General features: G+C 65.3%; 12 protein-coding genes. 5 read left to right on the forward strand and 7 right to left on the reverse strand.

From position 1 onward, the window contains the following. Positions 1-154 precede the first annotated feature (154 nt). Positions 155-949 (forward strand): transporter substrate-binding domain-containing protein, encoded by a 795-nt coding sequence (locus tag U0023_RS12380; protein ID WP_052600529.1) that lies wholly within the window; start codon positions 155-157, stop codon positions 947-949. Positions 950-1053: 104 nt separating this feature from the next. Next, on the forward strand, positions 1054-2775 hold the full coding sequence (locus U0023_RS12385) for a lysine--tRNA ligase (protein WP_009491406.1): 1722 nt from the start codon (positions 1054-1056) through the stop codon (positions 2773-2775). A gap of 7 nt (positions 2776-2782) precedes the next feature. On the opposite strand, the gene U0023_RS12390 is transcribed toward U0023_RS12385, so the two are convergent. Next, on the reverse strand, positions 2783-3415 hold the full coding sequence (locus U0023_RS12390) for a S24 family peptidase (RefSeq protein ID WP_009491405.1): 633 nt from the start codon (positions 3413-3415) through the stop codon (positions 2783-2785). A 155-nt stretch (positions 3416-3570) separates the two neighbouring features. Here U0023_RS12390 and U0023_RS12395 point away from each other — a divergent pair, with 155 nt between their 5' ends. Together U0023_RS12395 and U0023_RS12400 are read left to right on the forward strand one after the other, a co-directional pair. Beyond that, the gene (locus tag U0023_RS12395; RefSeq protein ID WP_009491404.1) at positions 3571-3915 is read left to right on the forward strand and encodes a DUF952 domain-containing protein; all 345 of its coding nucleotides are present in this window, start codon (positions 3571-3573) and stop codon (positions 3913-3915) included. Beyond that, positions 3912-4997 (forward strand): quinone-dependent dihydroorotate dehydrogenase, encoded by a 1086-nt coding sequence (locus U0023_RS12400; RefSeq protein ID WP_009491403.1) that lies wholly within the window; start codon positions 3912-3914, stop codon positions 4995-4997. The genes U0023_RS12395 and U0023_RS12400 overlap by 4 nt, the downstream gene beginning before the upstream one ends. 10 nt (positions 4998-5007) lie before the next feature. Here U0023_RS12400 and U0023_RS12405 read toward each other — a convergent pair whose 3' ends face one another. After that, complete coding sequence (locus U0023_RS12405) at positions 5008-6345, reverse strand: MATE family efflux transporter (protein ID WP_009491402.1); 1338 nt, start codon at positions 6343-6345, stop codon at positions 5008-5010. A 17-nt stretch (positions 6346-6362) separates the two neighbouring features. Next, entirely contained in the window at positions 6363-6626 is a 264-nt protein-coding gene (locus U0023_RS12410) for a DUF6460 domain-containing protein (RefSeq protein WP_009491401.1), read from the reverse strand. Positions 6627-6735: 109 nt separating this feature from the next. On the opposite strand from U0023_RS12410, the gene U0023_RS12415 reads away from it, so the two are divergent. Next, positions 6736-7677 (forward strand): alpha/beta hydrolase, encoded by a 942-nt coding sequence (locus tag U0023_RS12415; RefSeq protein WP_009491400.1) that lies wholly within the window; start codon positions 6736-6738, stop codon positions 7675-7677. 49 nt (positions 7678-7726) lie between these two features. Here the strand turns inward: U0023_RS12415 and U0023_RS12420 are convergent, their stop codons facing one another. The 4 genes from U0023_RS12420 to U0023_RS12435 all read right to left on the reverse strand — a co-directional run bounded on the left by U0023_RS12420 (position 7727) and on the right by U0023_RS12435 (position 11757). After that, positions 7727-8398 (reverse strand): response regulator, encoded by a 672-nt coding sequence (locus tag U0023_RS12420; RefSeq protein WP_009491399.1) that lies wholly within the window; start codon positions 8396-8398, stop codon positions 7727-7729. A 127-nt stretch (positions 8399-8525) separates the two neighbouring features. Continuing rightward, entirely contained in the window at positions 8526-8975 is a 450-nt protein-coding gene (locus U0023_RS12425) for a secondary thiamine-phosphate synthase enzyme YjbQ (RefSeq protein WP_009491398.1), read from the reverse strand. Then, positions 8972-10705, reverse strand: a complete 1734-nt coding sequence (locus U0023_RS12430) for a cisplatin damage response ATP-dependent DNA ligase (protein WP_009491397.1) — start codon at positions 10703-10705, stop codon at positions 8972-8974. Before U0023_RS12430 ends, U0023_RS12425 begins: the two co-directional genes overlap by 4 nt. Further along, positions 10702-11757, reverse strand: a complete 1056-nt coding sequence (locus tag U0023_RS12435) for a ligase-associated DNA damage response exonuclease (protein ID WP_040638421.1) — start codon at positions 11755-11757, stop codon at positions 10702-10704. The genes U0023_RS12430 and U0023_RS12435 overlap by 4 nt, the downstream gene beginning before the upstream one ends. Positions 11758-12394 lie beyond the last annotated feature (637 nt).

Genomic DNA, 12394 nt, shown 5'->3' on the forward strand with positions numbered 1-12394 from the left:
GAGCAGACGCTTTCACGGAGCGCTGTTGATGTGTGCCAAGTTGCGTGCAAGAGATGATCGATTGATGCTTCGAGATATTGTTACATTGGTTGCGCGCTTCCTTCCCAAGATCAACCCCCTCGGATGCCTCCGGGCCTTGCCGGTGCTCCTGCTGATGTCGGTATCGGGTCTGGCACGAGCCGAGGGCGTGACGATCCCGAACTTCTGGGATCCCAGGGCACTGCTCGAGCGTCCCGACCTGCCGACGAACCGCACAATCCGCTTTCTCGTCGACGACGATTTCCCGCCGCTGCATTTCCCGGGGCTGGACGGCAATCCGACCGGCTTGTCGGTGGAGCTCGCCCGTGCCGCCTGTGAGCGGCTGAGCCTCACCTGCACCGTCCAGGTCCGCCGCTTCGACACGCTGCTCGACGCTTTGCAGGAGCGCCAAGGCGATGTGGTGGCCGCAGCCATTCCCATCACGACGGATCTGCGGAGCCGCTTTGCCGTCACGGCTCCCTATTTCAAGCTTCCGGCGCGGTTCGCCGTGCGCAAGGACCGCAATCAGCCGGCACCCGAAGCCAGAGCGCTGCAGGGCAAGACCATCGGGGTCGTTGGGGGCACGGCCCACGAGGCCTTCGCCAAGGCCTTCGCGGCGGGAAGCAATCTCAAGCCCTTCCCGGATCTGGCCGCCGCTCAGGCTGCCCTCAAGGCCGGCGAAATCGATTACCTGTTCGCCGATGGTCTCGGTCTCGCCCTCTGGATCGGGGGAGAGGAGGCGGGCGGCTGCTGCGACTTCTCGGGAGGGCCTTACCTGGAGAGCCGCTTCTTCGGCGAGGGCATCGGCTTCGTCACCCGGACCGAGGATGAACCCTTGCGCCGTGCCCTGGATTTCGCCCTGCAGCAGCTTTGGAAGGAAGGAAAGTACGCCGAACTTTATCTCCGCTTCTTCCCGATCAGCCCGTTTTGAAGCCATCTCCGCTGAGATGAAGACGGGTTTACCGCATTGACCCTCGCGGGTCTGATCCCTAGTGTGCCGCGCTTCTGGAAGCATTTCCTGCAAGCACTAGGCCCATGTCTCACCCTCTGACCCTTGATCCTGCCCTGATTGAAGCCGCCCAGACCGCCAATGCCTGGCCTTTCGAGGAGGCGCGCAAGCTCGTCGAGCGGCTCAAACGGACGGGGAAGAAGGAGGCTCTGTTCGAGACGGGCTACGGTCCCTCGGGGCTGCCGCATATCGGCACCTTCGGCGAGGTGGCGCGCACCAGCATGGTGCGTCATGCCTTCCGGGTCTTGACCGGCGACAGCATCCCGACGCGCCTCGTCGCCTTCTCGGACGACATGGACGGCCTGCGCAAGGTGCCGGACAACATCCCCAATAAGGAGCTCGTGGCCTCGGCGCTGGGCAAGCCGCTGACCCAGGTGCCCGACCCCTTCGGCACCCATGAGAGCTTCGCGCACCACAACAATGCGCGCCTGCGCGAGTTCCTCGATGCCTTCGGGTTCGATTACGAGTTCATGTCCGCGACCGAGTGCTACAAGGCCGGCCGCTTCGACAAGACCCTGCTCACGGTGCTCGAGCGCTACGATGCCGTGATGGCGATCATGCTGCCGTCGCTGCGCGAGGAGCGCCAGCAATCCTACTCGCCCTTCCTGCCCGTCCACCCGAAGACCGGCATCGTCATGCAGGTGCCGATCGACGAGCGCAAGCTGGATGCCGGCACCATCGTGTGGCGCGATCCCGATACGGGCGAGCGTTTCGAGACGCCCGTGACCGGCGGCCATGCCAAGCTGCAGTGGAAGCCCGACTGGGCCATGCGCTGGGTCGCGCTCGGCGTCGACTACGAGATGGCCGGCAAGGACCTGATCGACAGCGTGAAGCTGTCGGGCGAGATCGCCAAGGCGCTCGGCGGCTTGCCCCCGGACGGGTTCAACTACGAGCTCTTCCTGGACGAGAAGGGCCAGAAGATCTCCAAGTCGAAGGGCAACGGACTCACCATCGACGAGTGGCTGACCTATGGCACGCCGGACAGCCTTCGGCTGTTCATGTTCAACAAGCCGCGCGAGGCGAAGAAGCTCTATTTCGACGTGATCCCGCGGCAGGTGGACGATTATCTGACCTTCCTGGAGAAGTACCCGGCGCAGGATGCCAAGGCACGCCTGATGAATCCGGTCTGGCATCTCCATTCAGGCGAACCGCCGGCGCCCGAGTTGGTCTCGTCCGGCGGCGGCAACCAGCCTGGCACGACGATTTCCTTCTCCATGCTGCTCAATCTGGTGGCCGTGGCGAATTCCGAGGATCCCAATGTGCTTTGGGGCTTCATCCGCCGGTACGCGCCGGGCGTTTCGCCCGAGACGCATCCCCGACTCGACAGCCTCGTGAAGCGCGCCGTGCGCTACTTCGAGGATTTCGTGAAGCCGCAGAAGGCCTATCGCCTGGCCGACGAGGTCGAAGCCGCTTCGCTGAGGCGCCTGGAAGAGGCGCTCGGCTCCTTCGAGACCGGGGAGAGGCCCGCGACGGCGGAAGCGATCCAGGAAGAGATCTACAATGTAGGCCGGGCCGAGCCGCGCTATCAGGACCTCAAGGCCAAGGGCGCGACGCCCGACCGTCCGGGCGTGTCCATCGAATGGTTCAACACGATCTATCAGGTGCTGCTGGGCGAACCCCGCGGTCCACGCTTCGGCTCGTTCATCGCTCTCTACGGGGTGAAGGAGACGCGGGCGCTGATTCAAAAAGCGCTGAACGGCGACCTCGTGCGCGAGCACGAGGCGTTCCTGAAGGAACGTGCCGCGTGAGCTCCGCCTATTGCCGGGCCCACATGATCCGGGCCGACCAGGAGACCTCCTCGGCCGGGATCACCTGATCTTCCTGGTCCTTGGCGAGGGACGCCATCTCCAGGGTCTTGGCCGAGCGGCGCTTGAGCTCCTTGGCCAGGATACCTCCGGTGGTCGTGCAGACGACGATCCGGTCACCCTTGCGGGTGCTGGCCGTCGGCGAGACGATGAGAATATCGCCGTCGCGGTAGAGAGGAGCGAGGGTGTCGCCCGTGACCTCGAGGGCGAAAACCTTTTCCTGCCCGAAATCGGGAAACTCGATCTCGTCCCAGCCGGGGCCTTCGTTGGGCATGCCTTCTTCGTTGAAGACTTTGCCGGCGGCCGCATCCTCCATGCCGATCAACGGGATCATGGAGCGGCGCAAGGAGCCGGAGGGCTCGACGAGGCGGAGGAAATCCTCCAGGGTCGCGCCGGTTGCCTTCAGGATCTTCGAGATGGATTCCGTGGAGGGCCATCGCTCCCGGCCCTCGGGACTCACGCGCTTCGACTTGTTGAAGCTAGTCGCGTCGAGACCGGCCTTGCGCGCCAGTCCTGATGCGGTCATGCCATGACGTGATGCCAATGCATCGATAGCAGCCCACACGCGCTCGTGAGATAACATTGTACGAACCTTCGCTAAGAGCGAAATCTAATGAAAGCGAACCTACAATTAGGAATTAAATGTGACCGAAAAGTTAGCCGCTTGGCAACAGACTATTGAGACAATATGTCTAATTTGGGTTGCTCCCGATGTGACGCGCGGATACTCAAATCTTCATGCGCATTATTTATAAAATTTGCCCTGCTTTGCTTTGGCAGGAGGCGGAAAGCGCCGGTTCCTTCGAAGGAGCACCCGTCGATATCCAAGATGGGTACATCCATTTTTCAACGGAAAAACAGGTCCACGAAACGGCCAAAAGGCATTTTGCGGATCAGAACGATCTGCTGCTGATCGCCATCGATGGCGATTCGCTCGGCGAGGCTCTTCGTTATGAGCCGTCCCGAGGGGGAGATCTGTTCCCGCATCTCTACGCGCCGCTGCCCTTGTCTGCGGTCCGATGGGTGAAGCCGCTGCCGCTCGGCGCGGATGGTCAGCACATTTTTCCGGATCTTTCCCGATGATCGGTACGCTCTTTTCCTTTGCCAAACCCGCTCTTCACGCGCTCGATGCGGAGACGGCCCACCAGTTGACGATCCGTGGATTGTCGCTGATGCCGATTTCGCCCGCGCCTGCGGACGATGCGCGTCTCTCCACCGACGTTTTCGGCCGGCGCTTCCCCAATCCCGTCGGCCTTGCGGCAGGCTTCGACAAGCAATGCGAGGTTCCCGACCAGCTCCTCGGACTGGGCTTCGGCTTCGTCGAGCTCGGCGGCGTCGTGCCGAAGCCCCAAGCCGGCAATCCGCGCCCACGCGTCTTTCGTCTGGCGCGCGACGAGGCCGTGATCAATCGGTTCGGCCTCAACAGCGAAGGGCTCGATGCCGCCCGCCGGCGGCTTGCCGGCCGTCGCGGACGCCCGGGCATCGTCGGAGTCAATATCGGGGCGAACAAGGACTCGACGGATCGCATCGCCGATTACGTTCTGTGCATCGAGCGTCTGTGCGGGTTGGCGGATTTCCTGACGATCAACGTATCCTCACCCAACACGCCGGGCTTGCGCGACCTGCAGGGCGAGGCGTTCCTCGATGACCTTCTTGCCCGCAGCATGGAGGCCCGCGACAGGGCAGACCAGGGCAGGCGCAAGACGATCGTCCTGTTGAAGATCGCGCCCGATATTTCCCTCGATACGCTCGATGCGATCGTCGCCACGGCTCTCAAGCGCGGAATCGACGGGCTGACCGTGTCCAACACCACCATTGCCCGGCCCGACAGCCTGAAGGAAAAGGCGCTTGCATCCGAAACGGGCGGCCTGTCCGGCAAGCCTCTCTTCATGCCGTCCACGAAGCTCCTGGCCGAGACGTTCCTGCGGGTGGAGCGGAAGATTCCGCTCGTCGGCGTCGGCGGCGTCGATTCCGCCGAGGCGGCTTGGGGCAAGATCCGCGCAGGGGCAAGCCTGGTGCAGCTCTATTCGGCCATGGTCTACAAGGGCCCCGGTCTCATCGGCGACATCAAGCGCGGCCTGCTGCAGGTTCTCGGAACGGAGAGGACGACCCTGGCGCAAGCCGTTGGCCGTGATGCATCGGCGATCGCTCAGGGACGATTCTGACGATCCCCATTCAGGACATGCTGGCGAAGGTCTTCTTCGCCAGCCGCGGATAGAGGATGAACTGCCCGAGGCCGCGCGCGCTCAGGAACGTGAGGAGCGCAATCCATAAGGCCGTGTTGCCGAGATCGTGGGCCACCAGAAGAATGGCTCCGTAAGCGATGAGGGCGATGACCATCAGGTCGCGCATGGACCGGGTCCAGGTGGCTCCGGTGTAGATGCCGTCGAACGCGAAGGCGGCGGCGCCGAAGAACGGGGTCAGGGCGGCGAAGACCAGATATTCCCGTGCATAGGCGCGCACGTCCGGATTCGTCGACACGAAGTCGATGAACACGCCGCCGCCGATGAGGAACAGGCTCGAGACGGCGAACCCGAAGCCGATGCACCAGCCCAGGCTCAGGCGGATGGCGCGCCGGAAGCCGCGTTCGTCCCGGGCGCCGATGCATTGGCCGCACAGGGTCTCTGCGGCGGTAGCGAAGCCGTCGAGGAAATAGCCGCCGATCAGGAACATGTTGTAGAGCACCGCATTCGCCGCGAGCGTGACGTCGCCCGAGCGCGCGCCGAGCGCGCTGAAGATCGAGAAGGCGAGGATCAGCGCCACGTTGCGGATCATGATGTCCCGATTCATGGCGAGCGTCTGCACCATCGCCGTCCGGTTGAGGACCTCATGCCGTGTGACGGCCAGCGGGTTCGAGCCGAGGCGGCGCAGAACCACGATGCCGAGGCCGACACCCACCACTTCGGCCAGGGCCGTGCCGATGGCCGCGCCCGCGATGCCGAGACCGAAGCCGAGGACCAGCGCCATCGTGAACACGATGTTCGCCACATTGATGGCCACCTGAAGCAACAGCCCGAGATCCGTTCGCCCGCGCCCCAGGGTGGACCCGAGGATCACGTAATTCGCCAAAGTGAAGGGTGCGGCCCAGATGCGAATGAAGAAATAGGTCGAGAGCGCTTCCGTGACGGCCGGGCTCGCGCCCGCCATGGAGAAGGCCAGCGTCGCGATGGGCCATTGCAGCAGGATCAGCAGGACACCCGTCACGCCCGCCACCAGGAAGGCCCGGGCGAGCGTCAGGTCGACCTCATGCCGGTTCCCGGCCCCGGTCGCCTGCGCGGTCAGGCCCGCAGTCGCCATGCGCAGGGAGCCGAAGCTCCAGAACACGAAGTCGAAGATCACGGCGCCCAAGGCCACCGCTCCGAGCAGATGCGCCTCGCCGAGCCGCCCGATCACCGTCGCGTCGACGAGCCCGAGGAGGGGCGTCGTCACGTGCGACAGGGTCATCGGAAGGGCGAGTAACAGGATGCGCCGATGGGAGATGTCCAGGCGCCTTGGGTTCGTCGATCCGTCCATGATCAGCCTCGAACGCCTCAGCGGCGGCTGCCGAACAGCCGGGAGAGGAGCCAGAGCGGCACGACGATGATCGCGCCGTAGAGGATCCAGCGGCCGACCTCGAGAACTGTCTCAAAGCTGAGATTGAAAATGGAGGCGAGCCAATTGAACAGGCGCTCGATCAGTTCGAACGGCGTGATCTCGTAAAAGGCCAGGAAGGCGCCGACGAGGAGAGACAGGAAAATCAGCTTCACCAGCACCGAGCCGGGGGAGCCGCCGAGAAAGCGGTTCAGGTTGGACATGTCCTCATCTCGTCAGAAGCGTCACTGGAAGAAAGCGTAATAGACCTGGGGCGTCGCCTGTGCTTCATCGCAAGGGCCGGCGACGAACGCAACCCAAACCGAGCTTCGCATGATCGATCCAGCCGTTTTCGACCCCTCCGCCATCAGCGACGAGATCCGTGCCCAGAATGCCGAGATCGTGGCAAAGCTCGCGGCCCTGCCGGACCCCATGTCGGTTCCTCCGGCGCTGGTGCGGGAGCGGCGCCGTCAGGGCCTGGGGCCGTTTCCCCTGATGCCGCTGAGCAGCAAGGCCAGGACGATTGCCATCGATGGTCCCGCAGGCCCCATTCCCTTGCGGATCATCGCGCCCGAGAATCCTCGCGGCGTCTATCTTCACATTCATGGCGGTGGCTGGACCTGGGGCACGGCGGACGAGCAGGACCCTTGGCTCGACCGGCTGGCGGATCGCTGCGGCTTGGCGGTCGTCTCGGTCGAATACCGCCTGGCGCCTGAAAATCCCTATCCGGCCCCGCTCGACGATTGCGAGGCGGCGGCCCTCTGGGTGATCCGGGAGATGGAGAGCCGGTTCGGCACCTCGCGCCTGTTCATCGGCGGCGAGTCGGCGGGGGCCCATCTGTCGGCCGTCACGATCCTGCGTCTTCGGGACAAGCACGGACTGAAGCCTTTCCGGGGCGCGAACCTGTTCGCGGGCTGCTACGATCTCAGGCTGACGCCCAGCGTCCGGCACTGGGGACCTGAGCGGTTGATCCTCAACACGAACGACGTGAGGGTCTTTGCCGAGAATTTCGTCGGCCATGTGGGCGATCGGACCGATCCGGATATTTCCCCTCTCCACGCCGACCTCAATGGCCTGCCCCCGGCGCTGTTCTCCGTGGGGACGAAGGACATGCTCCTCGACGACACGCTCTTCATGGCGTCCCGCTGGGCGGCTGCCGGGAATACGACCGAACTCGCCGTCTGGCCCGGCGGCTGCCACGTGTTCATCCGCTTCGACAGCGTGCTCTCGGAACAGGCGCTGGCGCGGATCGACGGTTTCATCGAGGGGCTTTAGAGCATCGGACCCAAAAGTGGACTTGCACTTTTGGGATCCATCCAATGCGCTAGTCGGCGCCTGCCGGGGAGGGGCGCTGGGTGACGCCGATCTTCGATGCGGCAATGACGGCCTGCGTGCGGCTGTCGACGCCGAGCTTGTCGAGGATGGCCGAGACATGGGCCTTCACGGTGGCTTCCGAGACGCCGAGCTCGTAGGCGATCTGCTTGTTGAGCAATCCTTCGGACAGCATGGTCAGGACGCGGACCTGCTGCGGCGTCAGTGTGCCGAGGCGGCGGACGAGGTCGGCGGTTTCGGCATCCTCCGACGCGGACAGGTCCACATCGGGCGGGGTCCAGGTGTCGCCCGCGAGCACCGCCTGGATGGCGCCGCCGATGCTGTCGGTGTCGATGGATTTCGGGATGAAGCCGGAGGCGCCGAAATCCATGGCGCGGCGGATCACGGTCGGCTCTTCCGTTGCGGAAACGATCACGACCGGCAGTTCCGGGTATTGAGCCCGGAGCGACATCAGCCCGGAGAAGCCCTGCACGCCCGGCATCGTCAGGTCGAGCAGGATCAGGTCGACATCCCTCTCCTGGGTCAGCGTCGTGTTCAGGTCATCCATGCCGCTCGCCTCGACGACCCTGGCCTGAGGCATCGTGGAGGCGACGGCCTGCCTCAACGCCCCGCGAAACAACGGATGGTCATCGGCAATGATGATCGTGGTGGTTTGACTCTGCACGTTCCGTCTTCTCCCACGAGAGCTTTCCTGAGCCTTATCCGCATCCTTCGCAGGATGGCAAGGCGGCAAACGTTGATCTCGGCTATTCTAAGGCAATCTGCGGGGGCGTCATATCCAATCATGTGGATTAAGTCCCGATCAGGTGAAATATAAGGTCGCGGCGCTGGGGGCTGTCCCGGTGTTCGGCGATGTAGATCCCCTGCCAGGTCCCTAGAGTCATCTGACCTTCCGTTACGGGAATGCTCAGGGATACGCCCGAGAGCACGGTGCGGATATGGGCCGGCATATCGTCCGGACCCTCGGTGGTGTGGACATAGCCCGCGTTGCGGGGCGCCAGCCGGTCGAAGGCCGCCAGCAGATCCCGGCGGACGTCCGGGTCGGCATTCTCCTGGATCAGGAGCGAGGCCGAGGTGTGGCGGCAGAAGACGGTCAACAGGCCACTCCGGATCCCGGTGCCGGACACCCACTCGGCCACCGCGTCGGTGATCTCGGTCAAGCCCGGCCCCCGCGTCCCGACGCTCGTCCGGCCGCTGGCCTGCCGCCTGATCTCGCCCTCGGACAGGGTCTCGATCCTCATCCCTTTTTCCTCTTCGCTTCCTTGTCCTGCAGGGGATAGACCTCCTCCTCGCCGCGCTCCAGGATCTTTTCCAAGGTCTCGATCCGATCCGCCTCCCCGGCGGGCTTGTCCCACCGAATCCGGTTGATGCGGGGAAAGCGCATCGCGACGCCGGATTTGTGCCGGGTCGAGCGCTGCAGCCCCTCGAAGGCGACCTCGAGCACGAGGCCCCGGTCCTTGCCGTATTCCACCTCCCGCACCGGGCCGAAGCGGTTGACCGTGTGGTTGCGGACATAGCGGTCGAGCTTCACGAGCTCCTCGTCGGTGAAGCCGTGATAGGCCTTGCCGACCGGCACCAGCTCGTCCCCGCCCGGCCCGTCGCGCCAGACGCCGAACGTGTAATCGGAATAGAAGGACGAGCGCTTTCCGTGCCCCCGCTGGCCGTACATCATCACGGCATCGACGAGGTAGGGATCGCGCTTCCACTTGTACCAATAGCCCTTCGGCCGGCCGGGCAGGTAGGGGCTGTCCGCCCGCTTCACCATGCAGCCCTCGATGGCGTCCGCGTCCAGACCGGCCCCCACGGAAGCCGGGTCGGCGCGGGCCGCGGCGAGATCGTCCCAGGTCGCGAACGGCACCATGGGCGAGAGGTCGATGCGCGGATCGCCGATGCGGGCGACGAGCGCCTCCAGGCGCTTGCGCCTTTCGGCAAAGGGGAGGCCGCGCAGGTCTTCCTCGCCCTCGAACAGGATGTCGTAGACGCGCAAATGCGCCGGAAACTCCGCGATGAGCTTGGGCGTCACGGCCTTCCGGTTCAGGCGTTGCTGGAGCACGTTGAAGCTCTGGACGCGCCCCTCGCGCACGATCAGCAATTCGCCGTCGATGGCACCCTCGAAGGTCAGCGCCTCCACGAGATCCGGAAAGGCCCGGGACACGTCCTCTCCGGTGCGGGAATAGATTCGTTTCACCGGCCGCCCGTCGCTGCCGTGGCCGGCGGCGGCCTGGAGGCGGATGCCGTCCCATTTCCACTCGGCCAGGAACGCGGAGGCGTCGAGCTTTTCGAAATCCTCGTCCTCCAGGGGATGGGAGAGCATGGACGGGCGAAAGGGCGCGGGATTGCCGGATTCGGGCTTGGGTCCGCGACCCTCGACCCAGGCGAAAAGATCCTCGTAGGGCGCCTCCAGGCCGTGCCAGACCAGCTCGACCTCGTCCGGCTCGATCTCGCCGAGCTGGGCGACGGCGGTCTTGGCGAGCCGTGCCGAGACGCCGACGCGCAGCTCCCTGGTGATGAGCTTGATCAGCGCCCAGCGCCCGGTCTCGTCCAGGGCGTCCATCCACTCGGCCACTTTGCCGGGCAGGTCGCTCTTGCCGGTCGTCGCGAGCGTCTCGATCACCTCGGTGAGGGTCGGGACATGGGGCGGCGGGTTGTTGTGGCCGATGGCCGGAGCGTCTGAGGCAGGAGCCACGCTCTCATGCCCCGGTGAGGGCCAGATCAGGGCCACGGTCTCCGCGAGATCGCCCACATAATGATAGGACATGCGGAACAGCTCCGGGTCGGTCCGCTCCTCGACGAGGCCGCGGATCAGGCCGGGCTTGGCCTCCTTGAACATGAGCGCGCCGGTCATGGCCGCGAGGGCATAGCCGCGTTCCGGATCCGGCGTGTGGCGGAAGTAATCGGTGAGGAGCCGCAGCTTCGCGTTGCGGCGGGGCTCGTAGCCGAGGCGATCGAGGAGGGCGGCGAAGCGATTCATGCGGAGCCTCCCGCATCCGCGGGGGTGGGCTGGGCCTCCTCCGCCTCGCCCTCGTCGCCATAGCCCAGCATGTGCAGGGGGCGCGCCCGGATGCCGTGGGTGGTGCACCAATGGACCAAGGCGTCCTCCTGCCCATGCGTGACCCAGACCTCGCCGGCCCCGGTCTCGCGGATCGTGCGGCACAGATCGTCCCAATCGGAATGGTCGGAAATCACCAGCGGCAGCTCGACGCCCTTCTGGCGGGCGTGGGCCCGCACCCGCATCCAGCCGGAGGCGAAGCAGGTGACCGGGTCGGGAAAGCGGCGGGACCACAGGTCCTGGATCGACGAGGGCGGGCAGATCACGATGGCGCCGGTGAGCTTCGACCGCTCGGAGGCCACGACCTTCGGGGTCTCGCCCAACGGGACACCTTCCGACTTGTAGAATTCGGTGAGGCGCTCCATGGCGCCGTGGAGATGGATCGGCCTGTCGTAGCCCTCCTCGCGCAGCAGGGCCATGACCCTCTGCGCCTTTCCCAGCGCATACGCGCCGACGATATGGGCACGCTCCGGGAACAGGGCGACCGAATCCAGGAGCTTGCGAACCTCTGCCCGCGTGTCGGGATGGCGGAAGACCGGCAGGCCGAAGGTCGCCTCGGTGATGAAGACGTCGCAGGGCACGACCTCGTAGGGCAGGCAGGTCGGGTCCTCCGCGCGCTTGTAGTCGCCCGAGACCACGACCCGGGTGCCGCCGGCCTCGATGGCGATCTGGGCCGAGCCCAGCACGTGGCCGGCGGGCGTGAAGCGCACGGTCACGTCGCCGATCCGCAGGCCCTCGCCCAAGGGCGCCTCCTGGGTCGAGCCGGCGAAATCCTCGCCGTAGCGCACGGCCATGATGAGCAGGGTTTCCCGGGTCGCCAGGACGGATCGATGGCCCGACCGCGCGTGATCCGAGTGCCCATGGGTAATCAGCGCCCGTTTGACGGGTCGGACCGGGTCGATGTGGAAGTCGCCGAGGGGGCAGTAGAGCCCTTGCGGGGTCTGGGTGAGGATGTCGGTGGAACGCAGCGCCATGGGTTGAGAATATAGGGTTCGCCCGGTCGAAATCAGGTTCAGGGATAATGCCGTCCGGGCCGATGGGCTCCATCGGTGACCGGACGGTCGCGCCGATCGGGTTTCTTCGGCAGGATCGGGCACCGGCACCTCGAAGCTGTCATTCCCGCGCAGGCGGCTCCCCGTACCTGCGGAGGAGGCCGGGCGCGGCGAGCGGCGTCGCACCGCGCTCGCCATGGTCGGAGGGGATGGCACCCTTGCCATCACAGCCAGGGACATCCGCGACGTCATCACCGGCCTCGTGCCGGTGATCCCGATTTCTTGAAACGCCGAGCCTCACCGGACCGGGATGGCCGGGACAGGCCCGGCCATGACGGGCGGGTGGTGGTTATGTCTGTCAAAGAGCCAGCACCTGTGGGCCCGCAGCTTGCGCTGCGAGCCTTTACAGGAGATCGAGGGTGGCGCGACGGGCCGTCCGGCTCGCTGTGTTAAGTTAGCTAGAAGAGCCGGAAGGCCGCTTCGCGCACGGTTCTTTTAGGCGTTTCGACTTGGACCAGCACAGGGCTGCCAAGGGCCTCCTGCCGCCGGCTGCGTGACCGTCGGACAGGACCGTGCCTGCTCCCACACCGTGCGACGCCTCGCGAAGCGCGCCCCTCGT

The sequence above is a fragment of the Microvirga lotononidis genome, from assembly GCF_034627025.1.
Lineage (GTDB): Bacteria > Pseudomonadota > Alphaproteobacteria > Rhizobiales > Beijerinckiaceae > Microvirga > Microvirga lotononidis.